Origin of the sequence: Corynebacterium sp. NPDC060344 (assembly GCF_042725215.1) — a bacterium.
Classification (GTDB): domain Bacteria; phylum Actinomycetota; class Actinomycetes; order Mycobacteriales; family Mycobacteriaceae; genus Corynebacterium.
Genome location: NZ_JBHXCS010000001.1, coordinates 14,471 through 39,796, shown reverse-complemented (window position 1 = coordinate 39,796; position 25,326 = coordinate 14,471). Strand labels below are relative to the sequence as shown.

Annotated in this window: 25 protein-coding genes; all 25 read left to right on the top strand. The window is 70.7% G+C overall.

The genetic code is table 11. The annotated features are described in order from the left end of the window. The first annotated feature begins 2 nt into the window (after window positions 1-2). The 25 genes from ruvX (at window position 3) to ACFWGD_RS00080 (ending at window position 25,192) form a co-directional block, all read left to right on the top strand. Window positions 3-503 (top strand): Holliday junction resolvase RuvX, encoded by a 501-nt coding sequence (gene ruvX, locus ACFWGD_RS00200; RefSeq protein ID WP_377776516.1) that lies wholly within the window; start codon window positions 3-5, stop codon window positions 501-503. A 189-nt stretch (window positions 504-692) separates the two neighbouring features. Continuing rightward, entirely contained in the window at window positions 693-1,805 is a 1,113-nt protein-coding gene (gene mltG / locus ACFWGD_RS00195; RefSeq protein ID WP_377776987.1) for an endolytic transglycosylase MltG, read from the top strand. Beyond that, window positions 1,802-2,629, top strand: a complete 828-nt coding sequence (locus tag ACFWGD_RS00190; protein ID WP_377776515.1) for a shikimate dehydrogenase — start codon at window positions 1,802-1,804, stop codon at window positions 2,627-2,629. The genes mltG and ACFWGD_RS00190 overlap by 4 nt, the downstream gene beginning before the upstream one ends. Window positions 2,630-2,638: 9 nt before the next feature. Then, a complete protein-coding gene (locus tag ACFWGD_RS00185) occupies window positions 2,639-3,067 on the top strand; it encodes a prepilin peptidase (RefSeq protein ID WP_377776514.1) in 429 nt (142 codons plus the stop codon). A gap of 30 nt (window positions 3,068-3,097) precedes the next feature. Further along, on the top strand, window positions 3,098-4,291 hold the full coding sequence (aroC, locus tag ACFWGD_RS00180; protein WP_377776513.1) for a chorismate synthase: 1,194 nt from the start codon (window positions 3,098-3,100) through the stop codon (window positions 4,289-4,291). A 12-nt stretch (window positions 4,292-4,303) separates the two neighbouring features. Continuing rightward, on the top strand, window positions 4,304-4,834 hold the full coding sequence (locus tag ACFWGD_RS00175; protein WP_377776512.1) for a shikimate kinase: 531 nt from the start codon (window positions 4,304-4,306) through the stop codon (window positions 4,832-4,834). 29 nt (window positions 4,835-4,863) lie between these two features. Further along, the gene (gene aroB, locus ACFWGD_RS00170; RefSeq protein WP_377776511.1) at window positions 4,864-5,961 is read left to right on the top strand and encodes a 3-dehydroquinate synthase; all 1,098 of its coding nucleotides are present in this window, start codon (window positions 4,864-4,866) and stop codon (window positions 5,959-5,961) included. Beyond that, the gene (gene aroQ, locus ACFWGD_RS00165; protein WP_377776510.1) at window positions 5,958-6,482 is read left to right on the top strand and encodes a type II 3-dehydroquinate dehydratase; all 525 of its coding nucleotides are present in this window, start codon (window positions 5,958-5,960) and stop codon (window positions 6,480-6,482) included. Before aroB ends, aroQ begins: the two co-directional genes overlap by 4 nt. Then, window positions 6,479-7,609, top strand: coding sequence for a M24 family metallopeptidase (locus ACFWGD_RS00160; RefSeq protein WP_377776509.1), 1,131 nt, complete (start codon window positions 6,479-6,481; stop codon window positions 7,607-7,609). The genes aroQ and ACFWGD_RS00160 overlap by 4 nt, the downstream gene beginning before the upstream one ends. A 150-nt stretch (window positions 7,610-7,759) precedes the next feature. Next, the gene (gene efp / locus ACFWGD_RS00155) at window positions 7,760-8,323 is read left to right on the top strand and encodes an elongation factor P (protein ID WP_377776508.1); all 564 of its coding nucleotides are present in this window, start codon (window positions 7,760-7,762) and stop codon (window positions 8,321-8,323) included. Window positions 8,324-8,334: 11 nt separating this feature from the next. Then, window positions 8,335-9,009 (top strand): transcription antitermination factor NusB, encoded by a 675-nt coding sequence (gene nusB / locus ACFWGD_RS00150; RefSeq protein ID WP_377776507.1) that lies wholly within the window; start codon window positions 8,335-8,337, stop codon window positions 9,007-9,009. Between the two features lie 42 nt (window positions 9,010-9,051). Further along, the gene (locus tag ACFWGD_RS00145) at window positions 9,052-9,933 is read left to right on the top strand and encodes a PPK2 family polyphosphate kinase (protein ID WP_377776506.1); all 882 of its coding nucleotides are present in this window, start codon (window positions 9,052-9,054) and stop codon (window positions 9,931-9,933) included. A 2-nt stretch (window positions 9,934-9,935) separates the two neighbouring features. Next, window positions 9,936-10,244, top strand: a complete 309-nt coding sequence (locus ACFWGD_RS00140) for a hypothetical protein (RefSeq protein ID WP_377776505.1) — start codon at window positions 9,936-9,938, stop codon at window positions 10,242-10,244. 142 nt (window positions 10,245-10,386) lie between these two features. After that, window positions 10,387-10,983, top strand: a complete 597-nt coding sequence (gene pyrR / locus ACFWGD_RS00135; protein ID WP_377776504.1) for a bifunctional pyr operon transcriptional regulator/uracil phosphoribosyltransferase PyrR — start codon at window positions 10,387-10,389, stop codon at window positions 10,981-10,983. Next, window positions 10,980-11,936, top strand: a complete 957-nt coding sequence (locus ACFWGD_RS00130) for an aspartate carbamoyltransferase catalytic subunit (RefSeq protein WP_377776503.1) — start codon at window positions 10,980-10,982, stop codon at window positions 11,934-11,936. The genes pyrR and ACFWGD_RS00130 overlap by 4 nt, the downstream gene beginning before the upstream one ends. Then, window positions 11,933-13,291, top strand: coding sequence for a dihydroorotase (locus tag ACFWGD_RS00125; protein ID WP_377776502.1), 1,359 nt, complete (start codon window positions 11,933-11,935; stop codon window positions 13,289-13,291). Before ACFWGD_RS00130 ends, ACFWGD_RS00125 begins: the two co-directional genes overlap by 4 nt. Continuing rightward, on the top strand, window positions 13,291-14,520 hold the full coding sequence (carA, locus tag ACFWGD_RS00120; RefSeq protein ID WP_377776501.1) for a glutamine-hydrolyzing carbamoyl-phosphate synthase small subunit: 1,230 nt from the start codon (window positions 13,291-13,293) through the stop codon (window positions 14,518-14,520). The genes ACFWGD_RS00125 and carA overlap by 1 nt, the downstream gene beginning before the upstream one ends. Window positions 14,521-14,523: 3 nt before the next feature. Beyond that, entirely contained in the window at window positions 14,524-17,865 is a 3,342-nt protein-coding gene (carB, locus tag ACFWGD_RS00115) for a carbamoyl-phosphate synthase large subunit (protein WP_377776500.1), read from the top strand. Between the two features lie 6 nt (window positions 17,866-17,871). Further along, the gene (gene pyrF, locus ACFWGD_RS00110; RefSeq protein WP_377776499.1) at window positions 17,872-18,753 is read left to right on the top strand and encodes an orotidine-5'-phosphate decarboxylase; all 882 of its coding nucleotides are present in this window, start codon (window positions 17,872-17,874) and stop codon (window positions 18,751-18,753) included. A 399-nt stretch (window positions 18,754-19,152) separates the two neighbouring features. Continuing rightward, the gene (gene mihF, locus ACFWGD_RS00105) at window positions 19,153-19,476 is read left to right on the top strand and encodes an integration host factor, actinobacterial type (RefSeq protein ID WP_046651387.1); all 324 of its coding nucleotides are present in this window, start codon (window positions 19,153-19,155) and stop codon (window positions 19,474-19,476) included. Window positions 19,477-19,481: 5 nt separating this feature from the next. After that, on the top strand, window positions 19,482-20,051 hold the full coding sequence (gmk, locus tag ACFWGD_RS00100; RefSeq protein ID WP_377776498.1) for a guanylate kinase: 570 nt from the start codon (window positions 19,482-19,484) through the stop codon (window positions 20,049-20,051). Window positions 20,052-20,195: 144 nt separating this feature from the next. Beyond that, window positions 20,196-20,477, top strand: a complete 282-nt coding sequence (rpoZ, locus tag ACFWGD_RS00095; protein WP_291343841.1) for a DNA-directed RNA polymerase subunit omega — start codon at window positions 20,196-20,198, stop codon at window positions 20,475-20,477. Between the two features lie 13 nt (window positions 20,478-20,490). Beyond that, window positions 20,491-21,744 carry a bifunctional phosphopantothenoylcysteine decarboxylase/phosphopantothenate--cysteine ligase CoaBC gene (gene coaBC, locus ACFWGD_RS00090; RefSeq protein ID WP_377776497.1) on the top strand — a complete coding sequence of 418 codons (1,254 nt, stop codon included), beginning with the start codon at window positions 20,491-20,493 and terminating at the stop codon, window positions 21,742-21,744. A 145-nt stretch (window positions 21,745-21,889) separates the two neighbouring features. Beyond that, window positions 21,890-23,101, top strand: coding sequence for a methionine adenosyltransferase (gene metK, locus ACFWGD_RS00085; RefSeq protein ID WP_377776496.1), 1,212 nt, complete (start codon window positions 21,890-21,892; stop codon window positions 23,099-23,101). A gap of 36 nt (window positions 23,102-23,137) precedes the next feature. Then, window positions 23,138-25,192, top strand: coding sequence for a primosomal protein N' (locus ACFWGD_RS00080; RefSeq protein ID WP_377776495.1), 2,055 nt, complete (start codon window positions 23,138-23,140; stop codon window positions 25,190-25,192). Window positions 25,193-25,326: the final 134 nt, after the last annotated feature.

The following is a 25,326-nucleotide window of genomic DNA, read 5'->3' as shown; positions in this document are numbered from 1 at the left end:
CAATGGCCAAGCTCGAGCTCGACCGTCCCGGCGCCGACGACCCGGGCCGCGGCAGGCGGCTGGGCATCGACGTCGGCGACGTCCGCGTCGGCGTCGCCATGTCCGATCCCGATGGCCTGCTGGCCACCCCGGTGGAGACCGTCGCCCGCGAGACCGGGCGGCGCGGGCCGGACGGGGCGGACATCGACCGCCTCGTCGAGCTCGCCGTCGACCTCGAGGTCGTCGAGATCGTCATCGGCCTGCCGCTCATGCTCGACGGCACCCCGGGCACGTCCGCGCGCAAAGCGGGGGACGTCGCCTTCCGTCTCGGGCGGCGATTGGGGGAGGGCGTGGCCATCCGGATGGCGGACGAGAGGATGACCACCGTCATGGCGCAGTCCCGGCTCCACCAGGCCGGACGCGACGTCAAGAGCGGTCGCGGGGTCATCGACCAGGCCGCGGCGGTGGAAATCCTGCAGTCGTGGTTGGATCAGCGCCGGCAATTTTTGCACGACACTCCGTAATTGAAATGTGACAATCGGGCATTGCATGGGGGAGAATCAACAAGATTGTCCCGACCACCCGCCCGCGGTCGGGTGCCCGTCCCCGAGGAGACCGAGATGAGCACTGGCCCGAAGTCGGCCGCTAGGACCAAGAAGACCGCGAAGCCCGGGAAGGGCCGGCGCGGACGAGTCCGTCGCCGCCAGACGTCGATGGCCATCAACGTCACCTCGATCCTGCTCAGCGTGATCATCCTCGCGGGCGTCGGTTTCCTGTGGCTGCGCGGCGGGGTCTCCGGCGACTACTCGGGCGAGGGCAACGGCGAAACCGTCGTCGTCGAGGTCGCCCAGGGCTCGTCGCTGTCGGACCTGTCCACCGAGCTGGAGGAGCAGGGCGTCGTCGCAACGCAGGACGCGTTCATGTCGGCGGCCAACTCCCATGCCCGGTCGGGCGAGCTGCAGCCCGGTTTCTACCGGCTGGAGAAGAAGATGTCGGCGTCGTCGGCGGTCGAGGCGCTCCTCGATCCGGCGAACCAGGCGGGCACCGTCGACATCCCCACCGGCACGCGGCTGATGGACACCCACATCGTTGCGTCGGATGACGTGCGCAAGGGCATCTTCACGCTCATCTCCGAGGCGTCGTGCATGGGCGAGGGCGATTGCGTCTCCGTCGACGAGCTGAAGCAGGCCGCCGGTTCCATGGATCCGGGTGCGCTGGGCGTGCCGGCGTGGGCGGCCAACGAGGTCGGCGCCCGCGGCGACGATGCGCGCCGCCTCGAGGGCCTGATCACCCCGGGCGTGCACCAGTTCAACCCGCAGTCCTCCGCCGGCGAGATCATCGCGGCCCTGGTCTCGGAGTCTGCGACCCGTTACGAGCAGACCGGCCTGGAGGCCTCCGCCCAGCGCGTCGGCCTGTCGCCGTACGAGCTGATCACCGCCGCGTCGCTGATCCAGATGGAGGCGCCGGACGGCGACTTCGACAAGGTCGGCCGGGTCATCCTCAACCGCCTCGAAGAGCCGATGCGCATGCAGTTCGACTCGACGGTCAACTACGACCTGCCGGACCAGGAGATCGCCACCACCGACGAGGACCGCGCTCGCGTCACCGCGTGGAACACCTACGCCAAGGACGGCCTGCCGGAGACCCCGATCTCGTCGCCGTCGCTGGAGGCGATCACGGCCATGGAAAACCCGGCCGAGGGCCCGTGGCTCTACTTCGTCACCGTGGACAAGGACGGCCGCACGGTCTTCACCACGACCTTCGAGGAGCACCAGGCCGCGATCCAGGAGTCCATCGCCAACGGCGTGCTGGATTCCAACCGATGAGCCGCACCCCGGTCGCCCATCGCGCCGCGGTCCTCGGTGACCCGGTCGAGCATTCCCGTTCGCCGCTGATCCACAACGCCGGGTATGCGGCGCTGGGCCTCGACGACTGGGAGTACGGGCGGTTCCGCTGCTCGGCGGAGGATCTGCCGCGCATCGTCGGGGGAGCCGACGACTCCTACGCCGGCTTTTCGGTGACCATGCCCGGCAAGTTCGCGGCGCTGGATTTCGTGGACACCGCCACCGACCGGGCCCGCGCCATCGGCTCGGCCAACACGCTGGTGCGCACGGCCGATGGCTGGCGCGCCGACAACACCGACTGCGATGGCGTCACCGGCGCGCTGAAGGAGCTCGGCGCCCATCGCCTGCCCGACGGCCGCGCGGTGCTGGTCGGCGCAGGCGGCACGGCACGCCCCGCGCTGTGGGCCCTGGCCCAGGCCGGGATCAAGCGCGTCTCCGCGGTGGCCCGTTCCGAGCGCGTCTATGCGCTGGAGCCCCTGGCGGCGCAGCTGGGCGTGAGCTTCACGTGGGTGCCGTTCACGGCCCCGAATCTCGCCGACGTCGCAGGCTCCGCCGATGTCCTGGTCTCCACGGTGCCGTCGGAGGCCTTGGAGAGCTACGCCGGCCCGCTGGCCCGAGCGCCGCGCATCCTCGACGTCATCTACGACCCGTGGCCGACGCCGCTGGTCGCCGCAGCCGAGCGCAACGGCCACGCGGCCCTGGGCGGCCTGACCATGCTGCTGCACCAGGCGCTGGGCCAGTTCGAGCAGTTCACCGGCGAGCGGGCCCCCGAGGCCGCCATGCGCGAGGCAGCGTTTTCCGGTTAGATCCCCGGCATGGGGATGGGGGCGCTGTTCTGGTGCATGTACGCGGGATGGGCGCTGTGGTTGTCGTGGCACGACGTCGCGTCGCGCCGGCTTCCGGATCGCCTGACTCTCCCGGCTTTTCCCGTCGCCGCGGCATTCTCGCTTGACGACGCCGCATTCGCCGCATTCCTGTGCGGCGCCGCCATCTGGGCGGTGGGGTACGGGGCGGTGGGTGTCGTCAAGCCGGGTGCGATGGGAGGAGGCGACGTCAAGCTGGCGCTGACGCTCGGCGGCGTGGCCGGCTGGCACGCCGGGGTGCCCGGCACCCTGACCGCGATGATCGCCGCCGGGATGCTCACGGCGCTGGCCGGGCTCGCGTGGCGGAAGAGGGCCATGCCGCATGGGCCGTCGATGCTGCTGGCGTGCGCGGGGGTCGCGCTCGGGGGACCGGTGGAGTGACGGGCGTTACGAACATGAGATGATGTGCGCATGCTTCGTTGGACCACAGCAGGAGAATCGCACGGGCAGGCGCTCGTCGCCATGATCGAGGGCGTTCCCGCCGACTTCCCCGTCACCCGGGAGGACGTCTCCCGTCAGCTCGCACGCCGCCGCCTGGGCTACGGCCGCGGCGCCCGCATGAAGTTCGAAGCCGATGAGGTCACGCTGCTCGGCGGCGTCCGCCACGGGCGCACGCTCGGCTCGCCGGTGGCCATCATGATCGGCAACACCGAGTGGCCCAAGTGGACCACCGTCATGAGTTCCGACCCGGTCGACCCGGCCGAGCTCGACGGCGCCCGCGGCGCGACGCTGACCCGCCCGCGCCCGGGGCACGCCGACTTCAACGGCATGCTCAAGTACGGGCACACCGACGCCCGCAACATCCTCGAGCGCTCCTCGGCCCGCGAGACCGCCGCACGCGTCGCCGCCGGCACCGTCGCCCGGTCGATCCTGCGCGAGGCGCTGGGCGTGGAGATCGTCAGCCACGTCATCTCCATCGGCGCCTCCGAGCCCTACGAGGGCCCGCTGCCGACCTTCGCCGACCAGGACGCCATCGACGACTCGCCGGTGCGCGCCTTCTCCAAGGAGGCCGAGGAGTCGATGGTCTCCGAGATCGAGGCCGCGAAGAAGCAGGGCGACACCCTCGGCGGCATCGTCGAGGTCGTCGTCCACGGCCTTCCCGTCGGCCTGGGCTCCCACATCTCCGGCGAAGCGCGCCTGGACGCGCAGCTGGCGTCGGCGGTAATGGGCATCCAGTCCGTCAAGGGCGTCGAGATCGGCGACGGTTTCGAGGAGGCCCGCCGCCGCGGCACCGAGGCCCACGACGAGATGGTCCGCGCCGAGGACGGCTCCGGCGTCGACCGCCTGACCAACCGCGCCGGGGGACTGGAGGGCGGCATGACCAACGGCCAGCCGCTGGTCGTCCGCGCCGCCATGAAGCCGATCTCCACCGTGCCGCGCGCGCTGAAGACCGTGGACATGGAGTCCGGCAAGGCCGCCACCGCCATCCACCAGCGCTCCGACGTGTGCGCCGTGCCGGCCGGCGGCGTCGTCGCCGAGACGATGGTCGCCCTGACGCTGGCGCGCGCCGTCACCGAGAAGTTCGGCGGCGACTCGCTCACCGAGCTGCGGCGCAATGTCGAGGGCTACCTGGCACAGGTCGCGGACCGCCTGGACTGGGAGTAGGTTTCGGCAGCGATGGCAACTCCCCGCGTAGTCCTCGTCGGCCCGCCCGGCGCAGGCAAATCCACCATCGGCCGACGGCTGTCCCGCGCGCTGCACGCGCCGCTGACGGACACCGACCACCTCATCGAGGAACGCGAAGGCGACACCTGCGGCAACGTGTTCACGTCGCTGGGCGAGCCCCGCTTCCGCGAGATCGAGGAAGAGGTCATCGCCGAGGCCCTCCAGCGCCCCGGCATCATCTCTCTCGGCGGTGGCGCGGTCCTGTCCGAGGCCACCCGCAACCGCCTCGCCGACCACGACGTCATCTACCTCGAGGTGAGCATCGAGGAGGGCGTGCGCCGCACCGCCGGCGAATCGGGCCGCCCCGTTCTCTCCGCCGATGATCCGGCCGAGCACTACCGCAGGCTCTACGAGTTCCGGCGCCCGCTGTACGAGGAGGTCGCCAGCTTCAAGGCGCGCTCCGATTCCCGCTCGCCGCAGCGCGTGGTCGCCGAGATCCTGGGCTACCTCGACGCCGGCGACTGCGGCGACGACCGAGACTGATCCCCATCCGCGAAAGGACACCGCGCACCGTGACCACCATCCCCGTCAACGGACCCGCCCCCTATGAGGTGCGGATCGGTTCCGGCCTCACCGCCGAGATCGCCGAGGCCGCCGGGTCGGCGGCCAACGTCTGCGTGATCCACCAGGGCAGCGTCGCCCCCGCGGCCAACCGGATCGTCGAGGCGCTGTCCGCCAACGGCGTGGCCGCCTTCGCCCTCGAGATCGAGGACGCGGAGGAAGGCAAGACGCTGGAGTCGGCCGGCCGGTGCTGGGACGTGCTCGGCGAGCGCGGCCTGGGCCGCACCGATGCCATCGTCGCCGTCGGCGGTGGTGCGGCGACCGACCTCGGCGGCTACGTCGCCGCGGCGTGGATGCGCGGCATCAAGGTCTATCAGGTGCCCACCACGTTGCTGGCCATGGTCGATGCGGCCGTGGGCGGCAAGACGGGCATCAACACCGCCGCCGGCAAGAACCTCGTCGGCGCTTTCCACGAGCCCTCCGGCGTCTTCGTGGACCTGGATTTCCTGCGCACCCTGCCGAAGGCCGAGCTGGTGGCGGGTTCGGCGGAGATCATCAAGGCCGGCTTCATCTCCGACACGGCCATCCTGGACCTGTACGAGGCCGACCCGGCCGCCTGCCTCGACGTCGACGGCGCGCTGCCGGAGCTCATCGAGCGCGCGATCAGGGTCAAGGCGCACGTGGTGTCGGAGGACCTGAAGGAGGCCGGGCTGCGCGAGACGCTCAATTACGGCCACACCTTCGGCCACGCCGTCGAGCGCTACGAGGACTACCGCTGGCGCCACGGCCACGCCGTCGCCGTGGGCATGGTCTTCGTCGCGGAGCTGGCGCGCATTGCCGGCCTCATCGACGCCGACCTGGTCGAGCGCCACCGCGCGATCCTCGAGTCCATCGGCCTGCCCACCACCTACGAGAGCGGCCGTTACGACGAGCTCTTCGCCGGCATGACCCGGGACAAGAAGAACCGCCGCGGCACGATCCGTTTTGTGGTGCTCGAGGCGCCGGGGGAGACCTCGCGCCTGGAGGGCCCGACGGAGGACCAGCTGCGCGAGGCGTACGCCGCACTCGCCGCCGCCGGCAAGCCCGCGGATGAGGAGTCGGCCCGATGAGCATCACCGCGAACGACCCCAGTACTCCCACCACCGCCGTCCCCGGTACCGCCGTCCCCGAGACGGTGCTCGTGCTCAACGGCCCGAACCTGAACCGCCTGGGCAAGCGCCAGCCGGAGGTCTACGGGTCGACCACGCTCGACGACGTCGTCGCGGGCCTGGAGTCCCTGGCCGCCGAGCTGGGCGTGTCCGTCGACTGCCGCCAGTCCAACCACGAGGGCGAGCTCATTGACTGGGTGCACGAGGCCGCCGACCACGGTTGGCCGGTGATCATCAACCCCGGTGGCTTGACCCACACGTCGGTGGCCCTGCGCGACGCGCTGGCCGAGATCGCCGACGGCGCGGGCTTCCACGAGGTCCACATCTCCAACGTCCACGCCCGCGAGGAGTTTCGCCACACCTCGCTGCTGTCGGCCCTGGCCGCGGGGATCATCGTCGGCTGCGGCACCGACGGTTACGGTCTTGCTTTGCGACGGATCGCCGCCCAGCTGACCACCGAGACCCCGGAGGACAACCGATGAACGCCACGACCGACGCCACCATCGACGACGCGCCCACCATCGACTACGCGGACCGCCGCGCCCGTCTGGCCGATCAGCTCTCCGGGCTGGGCTGCGGCGCCATCGTCGTCGACCACCCGGCGCACGTGCGCTGGCTGACCGGTTTCACCGGGTCCAATGGCGCGGTCCTGGTCAATGCCGATGGCTCGGCGATCGTGTCCACCGACGGCCGCTACACCACCCAGATCGGGGTGGAGGCGCCGGACCTGGAGCTGCACCTGGCGCGCAACTGCGCGATCGAACTCGCCGGCCGCGCCAGCGCCGCCGGCATCAAGCGCCTGGGGTTCGAGGCCGCCCACGTCACCGTCGCCGGGATGCACCGCATCGGTGCGGCCCTCGATCCCGCGAAGGGGACGGAGCTGGTGGAGACGGCCGATCTCGTCGAAAAGCTCCGTGCAGTCAAAGACGACGCCGAGCTCGCGGCCCTGCGCGAGGTCGCGGACATCGCCGTGGCGGCCTTCGAGGGGTTGCTGGAATCCGGCGTGATCGCCGCGGGGGCCACCGAGCGCACGATCGCCGCCGACCTGGAGCACCGGATGCGCGTGGGCGGCGCCGACGGCATTGCGTTCGACACGATCGTGGCGTCGGGGCCCAACTCCGCGAAGCCGCACGCCGGTGCCGAGGACCGGGTGCTGTGCGACGGTGACCTGGTCACCATCGATTTCGGCGCATCGAAAAACGGCTACCACTCGGACATGACGCGCACGCTCGTCGTGGGCGGGTCGGAGGCTGCGGGAGAGTTCGCCATGGAGATCTACTCCACCGTGCTGCGCGCCCAGCTCGCCGGGGTGGCCGCGGCGCGGCCCGGCACCCCGCTGGCCGACGTCGACCGGGCCTGCCGCGAGGTCATCGTCTCGGCAGGGCACGGCGAGTACTTCGTGCACTCGACCGGCCACGGCATCGGCCTCGACGTCCACGAGGCCCCGTACGCCTCCAGTCGTTCGCAGGAGACCCTGGCCACCGGCATGACGCTGACCATCGAGCCGGGCATCTACGTGCCCGGGTTCGGCGGGGTGCGCATCGAGGACACGGTCATCGTCACCGACGGCGAGCCGGAGATCATCACCCCGCTGCCCAAGACGGTCTGATCCGCGGCCCGGCGGGGGAGCCGGGCAATGGCGGCTCGTCCGGCGTGTCCGGCTCGTCCGGCGTGACCGGCGCGCCGCTTTAGCGCTGGGGCGGTGGTGGGGGTATCGTGTACCGGTCAGACCCGTCGTCTACCCCAACAGGAGCTATTCGTGGCATCCACCTCCGACTTCAAGAACGGCCTCGTGCTGAAGATCGACAACAAGCTGCAGCAGATCGTCGAGTTCCAGCACGTCAAGCCGGGCAAGGGCCCCGCATTCGTGCGCACGAAGCTCAAGGACGTCGTTTCGGGCAAGGTCACCGACAAGACCTTCAACGCCGGCGTCAAGGTCGAGACCGCCACCGTCGACCGCCGCGACATGACCTTCCTGTACCGCGACGGCGACGACTACGTCCTGATGGACGAGAAGGACTACGACCAGATCAACGTCCCGCCGCACCTGATGGGCGAGGCCGCGCGCTTCCTGCTGGAGAACACCTCCGTGCAGGTGTCCTTCCACGAGGGCGAGGCCCTGTTCGCCGAGATGCCCGTCTCCGTCGACCTGACCGTCGCGCAGACCGACCCGGGCCTGCAGGGCGACCGTTCCACCGGCGGCACCAAGCCCGCCACCCTGGAGACCGGCGCCGAGGTGCAGGTCCCGCTGTTCATCGAGACCGGTGACGTGCTCAAGATCGACACCCGCGACGGTTCCTACCTGTCGCGCGTGAACAACTAGTCGCGGGATCCATGAGCGACAAAAGCAACGACAAGCACTCCGGCGGCCAGTCCGGCAAGAACTCCGGCAAGGACGTCAACTACAAGCGCCGCGGTGCCCGCTACCGTGCGCGCCGCCGTGCGGTGGACCTGCTGTTCGAGGCCGAGCAGCGCGGCGTCGACCCGGTGCGCCTGATCGACGAGCGGCTGGAGCTGGCCCGCGATGACCAGTCGGGCGTCGCCCCGATCGCGGATTACGCCGAGCAGATCGTCCGCGGCGTGGCCCTGGAGATCGACGGCATCGATTCGACCATCGCCTCCTACCTCGCGCCGGAGTGGCCGATGCGCCGCCTGCCGGCCGTCGACCGAGCGATCCTGCGCGTGGGCACGTGGGAGCTGTTCCACAACCCCGACGTGCCGCCGCGCGTGGCCGTCGTCGAGGGCGTGGAGCTGGCCAGCGAGTACTCCACCGACGTCGCGCCGCCGTACATCAACGCCGTGCTCGACGCCGAGGCCGACATCGCCGGCCAGGCCCGCATGGCCGCCGCGGCGGTGCGCGTCACCGCCGCCCCCGCCGGCGCCGCCCCGATCGTGCCGGGCACGCCGGCGATGCCGGAGCCTGGCGTGGAGGTCGTGGAGGCCCCCGCTTCCGACGGGTCCGCCGCTGCCACGGGCGAGGGCGAGGACGGGGACGCCGGGACGTCGTAAGGCCCGCCGCACCGCGATCCGCGATCGCGTTAGGCTTGGCCCATGGGCAACAAACGAAAGCACCGCCACTTCACCCTGGACGACGCGCACGCGCTGAAAGTCGGGGAGGGGTGGCGGCTTTCGCATGTCGACGCCGACTCCACCCCGGGCCTGCCGAACAACGGCAAGGGCAAGGCCATCGCCGCCGAGCAGTTCGACGACCACGACGAGGAAATCGCCGACCTGCAGGAGCGGATGTTCGCCGCGGCGCGCAGCGGGGACGAGAATGCGCCGACGATCATCATCGTGCTGCAGGGCATGGACACCTCCGGCAAGGGCGGCGTGGTGCGCCACGTGCTCAAGGGCATCGACCCGCAGGGCGTCGAAGTGTTTTCGTTCGGGCGGCCGACGGACGAGGAAAACGAGCACGACTTCCTGTACCGCTCGCGCATCCGCATGCCCAAGCCGGGGCGGATCGGCGTGTGGGACCGGTCGCACTACGAGGCCGTGCTGGTGGAGAAGGTCAAGGAGCTGACCCCGCTCGACGAGATCGAGGGCCGCTACGACCAGATCGTCGCCTTCGAGGACGAGCTGGCCGCGCAGAACGTCCACCTGATCAAGGTGATGCTGCACATCGACCCCGACGAGCAGTACGAGCGCCTGATGGAACGCCTCGACCGCAACGACAAGCACTGGAAGTTCGACGTCGGCGACATCGCGGACCGCGCCCTGTGGGACGCCTACCAGGAGGCTTACGACGTCGCGTTGCGCCGCACCTCCACCGAGGCGAACCCCTGGTACTGCGTGCCCGCCAACCGCAAGTGGTACTCGCGCCTGGTGGTCAAGGGCCTGCTGCTGGACACCCTGCGCGGGCTGGAGCTCGAGTGGCCGACCGCCGATTTCGACGTCGAGGACGCGAAGAAGAAGCTCGAGGCGTCGAAGTAGCGATGGACGACTTCACGGAGCCGGACTCGTCCCGCTTCGGTTCCTTACGCTTGGCTTCATCCCGCTGGGCTCAATCTCGCTTTGCGACGATCGCCGTCGCGGCGTTGCTCGTCGCGTCCATCGTGGTGCAGACGGCCGGGAACATGGCCGACATGTTCGCCAACCCGTGGTCGTGGGCGCTCAACATCGCCGGCCTGGTCGGCGCGCTGTGGCTGCGGAAGACGTGGCTCATCGTGCTCGCCGCCGTGGCCATCCTGTGGCCCATCGTGGTCATGGTCCCGCTCATGGCGTTTACCTTCGGCGCACCCTGAGTCGCGGGTCGGGGTCCGACGAAACCACGCCGGGGGTTGGCGGGTCGGGTCCGGGGCGGCTGGTAGGATCGCATCCGTAACCGTGGGCAATCACGGGACATCCTTTAACGGACCGCACGGAGAGGCGGGGAAGGAGGTCACGATGAGCGACAACGCAATCCCGAACTCGGGCGAGGGCACTTCCGCGGACATCACGGAGCTGCTCGACGCGGACGAGGTCGGCCGTACCGTCGCGCGCATCGCGCACCAGATCATCGAAAAGACCGCGTTGGACGGGTCGGACGCGCCGAGGGTGGTGCTGCTGGGCATTCCGTCGGGCGGCGTGCCCCTGGCCGAGCGGCTCGCCGAGCGCATCGAGGAGTACTCCGGGGTGAAACCGGAGACCGGCTCCCTGGACATCACGCTGTTCCGCGACGATCTGCGGAACCGCCCGCACCGGGCGCTGCAGCCGACGCGGATCCCGGACGCCGGCATCGACAACACCATCGTGGTGCTCGTCGACGACGTGCTGTTTTCGGGCCGCACCATCCGGGCCGCGCTCGACGCCCTCAACGACATCGGGCGCCCGGACGTCATCCAGCTGGCGGTCCTGGTCGACCGGGGCCACCGCCAGCTGCCCATCCGCGCCGATTACGTGGGCAAGAACCTGCCGACTGCCCGCCACGAGGACGTCCGCGTCCTGGTGGAGGACATCGATGGCCGCGATGCGGTCATTTTGAGCAGGGCGCAGGCGTCGTGAAGCACCTCCTGAGCATCGCCGATCTGTCCAAGGACGAGATCGTGGGCCTCATGGATGAGGCGGATCGTTTCAGGGAGGCCCTCGCGGGCCGCGAGATCAAGAAGCTGCCGACGCTGCGCGGGCGGACCATCTTCACCTGCTTCTACGAGAATTCCACGCGCACCCGCGCGTCGTTCGAGACGGCGGGCAAGTGGATGAGCGCCGACGTGATCAACATTTCGGCGTCCTCGTCGTCGGTGAAGAAGGGCGAGTCCCTCAAGGACACCGCGCTGACGCTCGACGCCATCGGCGCCGACGCCATCGTGGTGCGCCACCCGGCGTCGGGTGCGGCGAAGCTCATCGCCGAGTGGACGGGCCAGCACGGCAATGCGCCGGCGATCATCAACGCCGGCGACGGCAAGCACCAGCACCCGACGCAGGCGCTGCTCGACGCGGTGACCCTGCGCCAGCGGCTGGGCGGCATCGAGGGCCGGAAGGTCGTCATCGTCGGCGACATCCTGCACTCGCGCGTCGCCCGCTCGAACGCGGATCTGCTCGCGGCGCTGGGCGCCGAGGTCGTGTTCGTCGCGCCGCCGACGCTCCTGCCGTACGGCGTGGAGAACTGGCCGGTGCGCGTCGCCCACCGCATGGAGCCGGAGCTGCCGGACGCCGATGCGGTGATGATGCTCCGCGTCCAGGCCGAGCGCATGGACGGTGGGTTCTTCCCGTCGCACCGGGAGTACGCCACGCGCTACGGCCTGTCCCGGGACCGGGAAAAGCTGCTTCGCGACGACTGCGTGGTCATGCACCCCGGCCCCATGCTGCGAGGCATGGAAATCAACGACCATGTCGCCGACCTGCCGCGCACCGCGGTGCTGCAGCAGGTTTCCAACGGCGTGCACGTCCGCATGGCGGTGCTGTTCACGCTGCTGACGGCGGAATCCACGTTCGTCCCGGAAGGAGCGGCACTGTGACCGGAAACCATCACGACGACTCCGCGTTCCCGCCCGTCGGCCCGTTGGCCGCATCGGCCACCGGCGAGCTGCTGCTCACCGGCGTGCGCCCGTACGGCGAGGGCGAGGACGTCAACGTGCTCATCCGCGACGGCGTGATCGCCGAGATCGGCGCCGGCGTCGAGGCCGGCGAGGGCGCCGAGGTCCTCGACTTCGATTCGCTCGTGCTGCTGCCGGGCCTGGTGGACATCCACGTCCACATGCGCGAGCCCGGCCGCGAGGACACGGAGACCCTGGCGACCGGTTCGGCCGCCGCCGCGCGCGGTGGCTTCACCGCCGTGTTCACCATGGCCAACACCGCACCGGTCACCGACGACCCGGCCATCGCCGAGTCCGTGTGGCTCAAGGCGCAGGCCATCGGGCTGTGCGACGTGCACCCGGTCGGATCGATCACCAAGGGACTCAAGGGCCAGGGCCTGACCGAGTTCGGCATGATGGCCGACTCGCAGGCGAAGGTGCGCATGTTCTCCGACGACGGCAAGTGCGTCGACGACCCGCAGATCATGCGCCGCGCGATCGAGTACGCCCGCGGCGAGGACGTGCTGCTGGCGCAGCATTGCGAGGACCCGCGACTGACCAAGGGCGCCGTCGCCCACGAGGGCCCGACCGCCGCCCGCCTGGGCCTCGGCGGCTGGCCCCGCGTGGCGGAGGAGTCCATCGTCGCCCGCGACGCCATCATGGCCCGCGACTACGGCGGGCGCATGCACATCTGCCATGCGTCCACCGAGGGCACCGTCGAGCTGATCAAGTGGGCCAAGGGCCAGGACATCCCGCTGACCGCGGAAGTCACCCCGCACCACCTGGTGCTCACCGACGCGCGCCTGGAGACCTTCGACGGCGTCAACCGCGTCAACCCGCCGCTGCGCGAGGACCGCGACGCCGCGGCCCTGCGCGAGGCGCTCATCGACGGCGTCATCGACTGCGTGGCCACCGACCATGCGCCGCACGGCTCGGAAGAGAAGTGCTGCGAGTTCGAGCACGCCAAGCCCGGCATGCTGGGCCTGGAGACGTCGCTGCCGATCATCGCCGAGCAGTTCGTCCTCGACGGCCCGTGCGACTGGCGCTGGCTGGCGAAGGTCATGAGCGAGAAGCCGGCGGAGATCGTCCGCCTGCCCGGCCATGGCCGCCCCATCGCCGTCGGCGAGCCCGCGAACCTCACCGTCGTCGATCCCGGCCGCCCCTGGACGGTCCACGGCGACGACCTCGCGTCGAAGTCGCGCAACACCCCCTACGAAGACATGGAGATGGCCGTCTCCGTCGCCGCCACCGTGCTGCGCGGCCGCGTCACGGCCCACGACGGAAAGGCCACTGCCTGATGGGCAAGCACCACAAAGACACCCTCCATGCGGAAGAAAACGAGAAAGGCAGCCACGTGAGCAACGCCCCCGCGGACACCAACACCCCCGCGGTCCTGGTCCTCGCCGACGGCAAGGTCTTCCGGGGCCGAGGCTTCGGCGCCACCGGCACGACCCTCGGCGAGGCGGTCTTCACCACCGCCATGACCGGTTACCAGGAAACCCTGACCGACCCGTCCTACCACCGGCAGATCATCGTGGCCACGCCGCCGCAGATCGGCAACACCGGCTGGAACGACGAGGACTCCGAGTCCCGCGGCGGCCGCATCTGGGCCGCCGGCTACGTCATCCGCGACCTGTCGCGCGCGCCGTCGAACTGGCGCAGCGAGCGCAGCCTCGTCGATGAGATGGTCGAGCAGGGCCTGATCGGCATCCGCCAGATCGACACCCGCGCGCTGGTCCGCCACATCCGCGACCACGGTTCCGTCGCCGCCGGCATCTTCTCCGGCGACGACGCCGCCAAGCCGGTCGAGGAGCTCGTCGAGATCGTCCGCGCCCAGCCGTCGATGGCCGGCGCCGACCTGTCGGCCGAGGTGTCGACGGGGGAGACCTACGTCATCGAGCCGGAGGGCGAGGCCACGGCCACCGTCGTCGCCTACGACCTCGGAATCAAGTCGAACACCCCGCGCGAGCTGGCCAGGCGCGGCGCGAAGGTCGTCGTCGTCCCGGCGAACACGCCGTACCCGGAGATCAAGAAGACGCACGCCCCGGATGGCGTGTTCATCTCCAACGGCCCCGGCGACCCGGCGACCGCCGACGCCATGGTCCAGGTGGCCAAGAACGCGATGGACGACGGCATGCCGCTGTTCGGCATCTGCTTCGGCAACCAGATCCTCGGGCGCGCCCTGGGCCTGTCCACCTACAAGATGCGCTTCGGCCACCGCGGCATCAACGTGCCGGTCAAGGACCACTCCACGGGCACCATCTACATCACCGCGCAGAACCACGGCTTCGCCCTCGAAGGCCAGCCCGGCAAGAGCTGGGACACTCCGTGGGGCGAGGCGAAGGTGACGCACACCTGCCTCAACGACGAAACCGTCGAAGGCGTGGCGCTGGAGTCGGGCATGGCCTTCTCCGTGCAGTACCACCCGGAGTCGGCGGCCGGCCCGCACGACGCCCACAACCTCTTCGACGACTTCATGGCGCTGATGGACCGCGCCGGCTCGAACAACCAGGAAGGCCAGAACTAGAATATGCCTCGCCGCAACGACATCAATCACGTCCTGGTCATCGGTTCCGGCCCGATCGTCATCGGACAGGCCTGCGAGTTCGACTACTCGGGCACCCAGGCGTGCCGCGTCCTCCGCGAGGAGGGCCTGCGCGTCACCCTGATCAACTCCAACCCGGCGACGATCATGACGGACCCCGAGTTCGCCGACGCCACCTACATCGAGCCGATCCAGACCTCCTACATCGAGAAGATCTTCGCCAAGGAGGCCGCCGAAGGCCACCCGATCGACGCCGTCTTGGCGACGCTCGGCGGCCAGACCGCGCTCAACGCCGCCATCGCGCTGGACCGCGAGGGTGTCCTGGACAAGTACGGCGCCGAGCTCATCGGCGCCGACATCCCCGCCATCCAGCGGGGCGAGGACCGCCAGAAGTTCAAGGACATCGTCGCCAAGATCGGCGGCGAGTCGGCGCGCTCGCGCGTGTGCCACAACATGGACGAGGTCCACGCGACCGTCGAGGAACTCGGCCTGCCCGTCGTCGTCCGCCCGTCCTTCACCATGGGCGGCCTGGGCTCGGGCCTGGCCTACAACCAGGAGGACCTGGACCGCATCGCCGGCGGCGGCCTCGCCGCATCGCCGGAGGCCAACGTCCTCATCGAGGAGTCGATCCTCGGCTGGAAGGAGTTCGAGCTCGAGCTCATGCGCGACGGCGACGACAACGTCGTGGTCATCTGCTCCATCGAGAACGTCGACGCCCTGGGCGTCCACACCGGCGACTCGGTCACCGTGGCCCCGAGCCTGACGCTGACCGACCGCGAGTACCAGATCATGCGCGACCAGGGCATCGCCATCCTGCGCGAGGTCGGCGTCGCCACCGGCGGCTGCAACATCCAGTTCGCCATCAACCCGCGCGACGGACGCCTGATCACCATCGAGATGAACCCGCGTGTGTCGCGCTCGTCGGCACTGGCGTCGAAGGCGACGGGCTTCCCGATCGCGAAGATCGCCGCGAAGCTGGCCATCGGCTACACCCTCGACGAGATCACCAACGACATCACCGGCGAGACCCCGGCGGCGTTCGAGCCGGTCCAGGACTACGTCATCGTCAAGGCCCCGCGCTTCGCCTTCGAGAAGTTCCCGGGCGCCGACGACACCCTGACCACCACCATGAAGTCCGTGGGCGAGGCCATGGCCATCGGCCGCAACTACATCGGCGCGCTGGGCAAGGTCATGCGCTCGCTGGAGTCGAAGCCCGCCGGCTTCTGGACCAAGTCGGACGAGTACATCGCCGGCGACCGCGCCACGGACCTCGAGGCCGTCCTCGAGGATCTCAAGCGCCCGACCGAGGGCCGCATCTACGACGTGGAGCTGGCCCAGCGCCTCGGCGCCACCGTCGAGCAGATCCACGAGGCCTCCGGCCTGGACCCCTGGTTCATCACCGAGATGGAGAACCTGCAGGACATCCGGAAGGCGCTTCTCGACGCCCCCGTCGTCGACGAGGACCTGCTGCGCGAGGCGAAGTACTGGGGCCTGTCCGACGCCCAGATCGCCGCGCTGCGCCCGGAGCTGGCCGGCGAGGAGGGCGTCCGCGTGCTGCGCTGGCGCCTCGGCGTCCACCCGGTGTTCAAGACCGTCGACACCTGCGCCGCCGAGTTCGAGGCCAAGACCCCGTACCACTACTCGGCCTACGAGCTCGACCCGGCCGCCGAGTCCGAGGTCGCGCCGCAGACCGAAAAGGACAAGGTCATCATCCTGGGCTCCGGCCCCAACCGCATCGGCCAGGGCATCGAGTTCGACTACTCCTGCGTCCACGCCGCGCTCGAGCTCTCGCGCGTCGGCTACGAGACCGTCATGGTCAACTGCAACCCGGAGACAGTCTCCACCGACTACGACACGGCCGACCGCCTCTACTTCGAGCCGCTGACGTTCGAGGACGTCATGGAGGTCTACCACGCGGAGGCCCAGTCGGGCACCGTCGCCGGCGTCATCGTCCAGCTCGGCGGCCAGACGCCGCTGGGCCTGGCCGAGCGCCTCGAGGCCGCGGGCGTGCCCATCGTCGGCACCACCCCGGACGCCATCGACCTGGCGGAGGATCGCGGCGAGTTCGGCAAGGTGCTCGCCGACGCCGGCCTGCCCGCGCCGAAGTTCGGCACGGCGACGTCCTTCGAGGAGGCTCGCACGGTCGCCGACTCCATCGGCTACCCCGTCCTGGTCCGCCCGTCCTACGTGCTGGGCGGCCGCGGCATGGAGATCGTCTACGACGAGACCACGCTGGAGGACTACATCAACCGCGCCACGGAGCTGTCCGATGAGCACCCGGTGCTGGTCGACCGCTTCCTGGACAACGCCATCGAGATCGACGTCGACGCCCTGTGCGACGGCGAGGAGGTCTACCTCGGCGGCGTCATGGAGCACATCGAGGAGGCCGGCATCCACTCGGGCGACTCGGCCTGCGCGCTGCCCCCGATGTCGCTGGGCCAGGGCATCATCGACCTGGTCCGCGAGTCGACCCGCAAGCTGGCCCACGGCATCGGCGTCAAGGGCCTGATGAACGTCCAGTACGCCCTGCGCGACGACACCCTCTACGTCATCGAGGCCAACCCGCGCGCCTCGCGCACCGTGCCGTTCGTCTCCAAGGCGACGTCGGTGCCGCTGGCCAAGGCCGCCTCGCGCGTCATGATGGGCGCCACCATCGCCGAGCTGCGCGCCGAGGGCATGCTGCCCACCGACGTCGACGGCGGTTCGCTGCCGCCCGAGGCGCCGATCGCGGTGAAGGAGGCCGTGCTGCCGTTCAACCGCTTCCGCAGCCCGGACGGCCGTGAGCTGGACAGCCTGCTCAGCCCCGAGATGAAGTCCACGGGCGAGGTCATGGGCCTGGCCACCGATTTCGGTGCGGCCTACGCGAAGTCGCAGGCCGGCGCCTACGGCGAGCTGCCCACGCAGGGCACCGTGTTCGTGTCGCTGGCCAACCGCGACAAGCGGACGCTGGTGTTCCCGATCCAGCGCCTGGCCGGCCTCGGTTTCCGCATCCTGGCCACGCACGGCACGGCGGGCATGCTGCGCCGCAACGCCATCGACTGCGAGGTCGTCAACAAGCTCACCGATGCCGGCCCCGAGGTTGACGGCGAGAAGACCATCGTCGACGTCATCCGCGGCGGCGAGGTCGACCTGATCATCAACACCCCGGTCGGCTCGGCCGAGGTCCGCTCGGACGGCTACGAGATCCGTGCCGCGGCGGTGGCCATGAACGTCCCGTGCGTCACCACGGTCCAGGGCGCGGTCGCCGCGGTCCAGGGCATCTCGGCGGTGCGCAACAACGAGATGGAGGTGCGGGCCCTGCAGGACCTGCACGTCCTCGGTCAGTAGGCGAGCGTGTCCGGACATCCCGAGCAGGCCGCCGCCGGTGGCCGGGAGAGCTTCGGTAGCAGGCTCATGGCCGCCACGCGGGAGCGCGGGCGCTTGTGCGCCGGCATCGACCCGCACCCGTCGCTGTTGCGCGACTGGGGCCTGGGCGTCGACGCCGATGGCGTGGAGACCTTCACCCGCATCTGCGTGGAGGCCTTCGCCGGCACGGTCGCGCTGGTCAAGCCCCAGGTCGCCTTCTACGAGGCGCATGGGTCAAAGGGTTTCGCGATCCTCGAGCGCACGCTGAAGGAGCTTTCCGACGGTGGGGCGCTCACCCTGGCCGACGCCAAGCGGGGAGACATCGGGTCCACCATGGCGGCCTACGCCGACGCATGGTTGTCCGACGGCTCGCCGCTGGCGGTCGACGCGGTGACGGTGTCGCCGTACCTCGGATTCGGTTCGCTGGAGCCGGCGCTGTCGCTGGCGCAGGAGACCGGCCGGGGCGTGTTCGTCCTGGCGGCGACCTCCAATCCGGAGGGCCGCTCCGTGCAGGGCGCCGTGCTGGACCGCGACGGCCGCGATGGCGGGGTCGAGCTCGCCCAGGACATCGTCGACCGCGCCGCGCAGCGCAATGCGCCGCACGTCGCGGCGGGCGAGCCGTCGGGGCCCGTGGGCGTCGTCGTCGGCGCCACGCTCGAACGGGCGCCGCACCTCGGTGACCTGGCGGGACCGATACTCATGCCGGGCGTGGGCGCCCAGGGGGCCGGCCCCGCCGACGTCGACCGCCTGGCCGCCGGCAACGCCCGTCTGACGCTGCCGAACATCTCGCGCGGCATCCTTCGCCACGGCCCCGATCCGGCGGCCCTGGCGCGGGCCGTCGAGCGTGCCGCGGGGGAGTACCCCGCCTGATCGAGGCCACGCGCTGAACCAACGATCACGGGGCCACACGGCCGCCGCCCGTTGTCAAGAACCGCCGTTCCAGCCCGTCACCTGCTGTTAGTGGGTGGCGTGGATTGGGGCGGCGGTTCCTGCATGAGGCGTTCCGGTGCTATGCTTGCCGGAGTTGATCGACCCATCGCCCAGGTAGGCGGGCTGCACGATCGCGCCGAGTTCCCCCGGTTGACGCCGGAGCGGTTCCCACGCGGTCGTCGTCAAGCACCGGCCCGCCGCAGGCGACGGACCGAGCGTCGTGGCCCGTCAGGGCGACACGCGCGGCGCATTGACACGAAATCGTGTCGGTGAGGTACGGTCACCTCCGGTCCGAATGACCGGACCATCCCAAAATGTCTAGTTTTTAACGGAGGAACCGTGGCCCTTCCGCAGTTGACCCCTGAGCAGCGTGCAGCAGCCCTTGAGAAGGCCGCCCAGGCCCGCAAGGTCCGCGCCGAGCTGAAGGACAAGCTCAAGCGTGGCGCGACCGACCTGCCCGAGGTCCTGAAGCAGGCCGACGAGGACGAGATCATCGGCAAGATGAAGGTCTCCGCTCTTCTCGAGGCCCTGCCGAAGGTCGGCAAGGTCAAGGCCCAGGAGATCATGACCGACCTGGAGATCGCCCAGACCCGCCGCCTGCGCGGCCTCGGCGACCGCCAGCGCCGCGCCCTGCTGGAGCGCTTCGGCTTCTCCGCCGAGTAATCGCCATGGCCGGGGACTCCGCATCTCGATTGGTGGTCCTTTCCGGCCCCGCCGGCGTGGGCAAGTCGACCGTGGTCGGCAGGCTCCGCGCCGAGGTGCCGGACCTCTACTTCAGCGTCTCCATGACCACCCGCGCCCCGCGCCCGGGTGAGGTCGACGGGAAGGATTACTTCTTCGTCGACCGCGAGGAGTTCGACCGGCGCATCGGCGCCGGCGAGATGCTCGAGTGGGCCGACATCCATGGCGGCCTGCAGCGTTCGGGCACCCCGCGCCAGCCGGTCGAAGAGGCCCTGGCGGCCGGACGCCCGGTGTTGGTCGAGGTCGACCTCGCCGGCGCCCGTTCGATCAGGGAAGCTTCCCCGGAGGCGCACCTGCTTTTCCTCGCACCGCCCAGCTGGGAGGTGCTCGTGGAGCGGCTGACCGGCCGCGGCACGGAGTCGGAAGAGCACATCAAGCGCAGGCTGGAAACGGCCCGCACCGAGATGGACGCGATCGACGAGTTCGACCAGAAGGTCGTCAACTCCGACGTCGACGAGGCCGTCGCGGCGATCACCGCGGCACTGCTCGGTAATTGATCCTCCGGCGGTCGGAGCCGGGATGGTTGCCCATCCCGACGCCACCGCCGGTTTTTTAGGCGCACGGGCCCCGTCAGCGGGGCGCCGGGGCGCACATACTTTTCATTTTCAGGCTTTCACTACCAGGACAGGGAGATCGTCACAGTGTCCCAGGACATCACCGCCGCACCCGAAGCCGTCTTCGACCCGCCGGTCGGCATCACCAACCCGCCGATCGACGAGCTGCTGAAGACCGCCTCGTCGAAGTACGCGCTGGTCATCTTCGCCGCCAAGCGCGCGCGACAGATCAACGACTACTACCAGCAGATCGACGAGGGCATGCTCGAGTACGTCGGCCCCCTGGTGACGCCGGGCGTCGCCGAGAAGCCGCTGTCCATCGCCCTGCGCGAGATCAACGCCGGCCTGCTCGAGCACACCGAGGGCTAGGCGGGGGATCGGCATGGCGGTGGAGGGCCGGCTCAACGTCGTCGTCGGGGTGTCCGGGGGGATCGCCGCCTACAAGGCGTGCCACCTGGTGCGCGCCTTCACCGAGCGGGGCCATTCCGTTCGGGTGGTGCCGACGCCGTCGGCGCTGAATTTCGTCGGCGCCGCGACGTTCGAGGCCCTGTCGGGCAATCCGGTGTCCACGACGGTGTTCGACGCCGTCGACGAGGTGCGCCACGTCAGGGTGGGCCAGGAGGCCGACCTCGTGGTCGTCGCCCCCGCCACCGCCGACGTCCTGTCGCGGGCGGCGCACGGCCGCGCCGATGATCTGCTCACCGCGACCCTGTTGGTGGCCACGTGCCCGGTGGTCTTCGCCCCGGCGATGCACACGGAGATGTGGAACCACCCCGCCACCCGCGACAATGTCGCCACCCTGCGCCGGCATGGCGGCATCGTCCTCGATCCCGCCCATGGGCGCCTGACCGGCGTCGACACGGGCCCGGGGCGGCTTCCGGAGCCGGAGCAGATCGCCAAGTTCGCCCTGCTCGCCGTCGAGGAGCCCGGTGCGTTCACCCGCGATCTCGAGGGCACCCGCGTGGTCATCTCGGCCGGCGGCACCCGCGAGGCGATCGATCCCGTCCGTTTCATCGGGAACCATTCCTCGGGGCGGCAGGGCTTCGCGCTCGCCGACGTCGCCGCCCAGCGCGGCGCTGACGTCACCCTCGTCGCCGGATCCGTCGATGCGCTGCCCACGCCGCCGGGCGTGACGCTGCGCTCCATCACCTCGGCCCGCGATCTCGCCGAGGCGATGGCGGAGGAGTCGGTCGGTGCCGACGTGGTCATCATGTCCGCTGCCGTCGCCGATTTCCGGCCCGCCGCCGAATCCGATTCGAAGCTGAAGAAGGGCGCCTCCGACGACGCCCTGTCGCGCATCGACCTGGTGGAAAACCCGGACATCCTCGCCGACACCGTCCGCCGCCGCAGCAATGGCGAGCTGGACGCCGGCCTGGTCATCGTCGGGTTCGCCGCCGAGACCGGCGATGCGTCGGCGACGCCGCTGGAGCATGCGACGGCGAAGCTGGCCCGCAAGGGCTGCGACCTGCTCATGTGCAACGACGTCTCCGGCGGCGCCACCTTCGGCGCCGAGGACAACGTCGGGTGGATCCTTGACGCCGACGGCACGGTCGACGAGGTCCCGCACGGCTCCAAGCACGCGGTGGCGGCGCGCATCCTCGACGCCGTCTCCCGCACGGTGGCCGCCCGGGGTTGACGGGTGGCCGTCGCCAAGCAACTTCGGTGCCCGGCCCCGGGGCCCGGTTCTCCACGAACTGAACCGCTTGGTCTATGATTCCCGGGGTACCCAGACAACGAACCTTGGCGCGGCGCACGAGCCCGCGCGGTTAGGAAGGCTTTCCGTGGCTCACGACCTGCGCCTTTTCTCCAGCGAGTCCGTCACCGAAGGACACCCGGACAAGATCTGCGACTCGATCTCCGACGCGATCCTCGACGCCATGCTCGACGTCGACCCCGATAGCCGCGTCGCCGTGGAGACCGTGGTCACCACCGGCCTGGTCCACGTCGTCGGCGAGGTGTCCACCCGCGGCTACGTGGAGATCCCGCGCATCGTGCGCCGCCGCCTGATGGAGATCGGGTTCGACTCGTCGGAGAAGGGTTTCGACGGCACCACCTGCGGCGTGTCGGTGTCCATCGGAGAGCAGTCCCCGGAGATCGGCGACGGCGTCACCGAGTCGCTGGAATCGCGCAGCTCCGGCGGCGACGTGGAGGCCGACGACCGCGCCGGCGCCGGCGACCAGGGCCTGATGTTCGGCTACGCCGTACGCGAGACCCCCGAGCTCATGCCGCTGCCGATCGCCCTGGCCCACCGCCTGGCCCGCCGCCTCACCGAGGTGCGCAAGGACGGCACGCTGGACTACCTGCGCCCGGACGGCAAGACGCAGGTCACCGTCGGTTACGACGAGAACGACGTGCCCGTCGCGCTGGACACCGTGGTCATCTCCACCCAGCACAACCCCGGCGTCACCCACGAGCAGCTGGAGCAGGACCTGCGCCGCGAGGTCATCGAGCCCGTGCTGGCCGCTGAGGGCCTGCCGGACCTGGACGTCTCCGACCTGACGCTGCTGATCAATCCCTCGGGGTCCTTCATCGTCGGCGGCCCGATGGGCGACGCCGGCCTGACCGGCCGCAAGATCATCGTGGACACCTACGGCGGCATGGCCCGCCACGGCGGCGGCGCGTTCTCCGGCAAGGACCCGTCGAAGGTCGACCGCTCGGCGGCGTACGCCATGCGCTGGGTGGCCAAGAACGTCGTCGCCGCGGGCCTGGCCGAGCGCGTGGAGGTGCAGGTGGCCTACGCCATCGGCCGCGCCAACCCCGTGGGCCTGTACGTGGAGACCTTCGGCACCGGCGTCGTCGACCGCAAGGTCATCGAGGATGCGATCCGCAAGGTCTTCGACCTGCGCCCGGCCGCGATCATCCGCGAGCTGGACCTCAAGCGCCCGATCTACGCGCAGACCGCCGCGTACGGCCACTTCGGCCGCACCGACGTCGATCTGCCGTGGGAGCGCGTCAACCGCGTCGCGGATCTGCGTGCGGCGGCGGGCCTGTAGCGCGCCCGCGGCGGCCCGTCTCTAAGATGGGTTGCCATGACGACGACCCGGGACACCATGGCCGACAGGCCGGTGGCCCGGGTTTTGCCGTTGCTGGGGTTGCCGCAGCTGGACCGCCTTTTCGACTATTCCGTCCCGGAATCGATGTCGGCCACGGCCCTGCCCGGGACGCGGGTGCGGGTGCGGTTTTCCGGCAAGCTGGTCAACGGCATTGTCCTCGAGCGCGCGGAGTCCGCGGAGCACGATGGCGCCCTGACCCCGCTCAAGGACGTCGTGTCCCCGGAGATCGTTTACCCGCCGCAGCTGGCCCGCCTGGTCGATTCCCTGGCCGAGCTCTACGCGGGCGTGCGCTCGGACATCATCCGGTCGGCGGTGCCGTCGCGGCACGCGCGGGCGGAGAAGTCCCGGGGCGAGGGCCCGGGCCCGTCCTGGGAGGAGCTGGGCCGGCTGGAGCTTGACGACGTCGACCTCGCCGCATGGGACGCCTATGCCTTTGCGGCGTCGTTCATTTCCGCCGTGCGCGCCGGCGCACCCGCACGGGCGGCGTGGCATCCGGCGCCGGGGGAGAAGGTGGCCGCACGGCTGGCGGAGCTGGCCACGGTCGTCGCCCGCGATGGCGGCGGCGTGCTCATCGTCGTGCCCGACCAGCGCGACGTCGATGCGCTGGAGGCGGCGCTGCGGGAGCTGGTCAGCCCGCGGCAGATCACGACTCTGGCCGCGGGCCTGGGACCGGAGTCGCGGTACCGCCGTTACCTGGACATCCTCCATGGTTCGGGGCGGCTGGTAGTGGGCACCCGCTCGGCGGCGTATGCGCCGGTGCGCGATCTGCGGCTGGCGGTGATCCTCGACGATGGCGACGACAACCTCGTCGACCCCCGCGCCCCCTACATCCACGCCCGCGACGTGCTGGTCACCCGTTCGGCGCAGGAGGGGTGCGCGCTGGTTTTCGCGTCGGCCACGCGCACGGCGGAGGTCGAGTCGCTGGTGGAGACCGGGTGGGCGCACGGTCTGGTGCCCACCACGGAGACCCTGGCGGCGCGGATGCCGGCCATCATCCCCTCCACCGACACCGACGCGGACCCCGACGACGTCTCCCGCGGCCGGTTGCCCGCCGCCGCCTACCGGGTGGCCGCCACGGCGCTGCGCGACGGAGCCCCGGTCCTGGTCCAGGTGCCACGTAAGGGGTACGTGCCCACGCTGGCCTGCGCCCGCTGCTCCACTCCGGCACGTTGCCGGCATTGCAATGGGCCGCTGGAGATCCCGCACGGGCCGTCGCAAAGCACTGGCGGCCCGGGCCCGGAAGGGGCCGGCGAGGCCGCCCCGCCGACCTGCCGCTGGTGCGGGCGCGTGGACGTGCGGCACCGTTGCCACAACTGCGGCGGGACGAGGATCCGGCCGGTGGTCGTGGGCTCGGAACGCACCGCCGAGGAGCTCGGGCGGACGTTCCGGCCGCATCCGGTGATCTCGTCGTCGGGCGAGCGGATCCTCGACGAGGTCAAGGACGGCGCGCGCATCGTCGTGGCCACACCCGGTGCGGAACCGACCGTGCCGGGCGGGTACGGCGCGGCGCTGATCCTGGACACGTGGGCGACCATGAACCGCCAGGACCTGCGCGCCCAGGAAGACGCCCTGGCGACGTGGGCCCGCGCCGTGCACCTGGTGCGGCCCGGCGCCGACGGCGGGTCGGTGGTCATCGACGCCGACGCGGCGGTGCCGGTGGTGGCGGACCTGGTCAATTGGGACATCACGGGGGCGGCGGCGCGCGAGCTGGCCGACCGCGGTGCGGCGGGGCTGCCGCCGGCGTCGCGCATGGCGGCCATCGACGGCACGGCCGAGGGCGTGGAGAGGTTCCTCGCGGACTTCGAGCCGCCCGCCGGCGCCGAGATTCTCGGCCCCGTCGACCTGCCGCCCGGCGAGCGCCCGCCCGCCGGCATCGAGCCCGGCACGCCCATCCGCCGGCTGCTGGTGCGGGTGGCCATGTCGCAGGCCCGCGAGCTGGGCCGCGCCCTGCGCGCGGCCCGCGGGGTGCGGGCCACCAGGCGCGATCCGGCGCCGGTGCGCGTCATCGTGGATCCGGCGCGCTTCGGCTGATGCGCGCGGCGACGTGGCCCGTGCGCGGTGCGGCCAGGTCCTGGGAGTCTGCGCCGGTGGGGTAGCATCGGGCTTCGATTCGGGGCGCGGTCCCGGTTTCACCGTGGTCGGCCTCGACCCTCTATCCCTTTTCT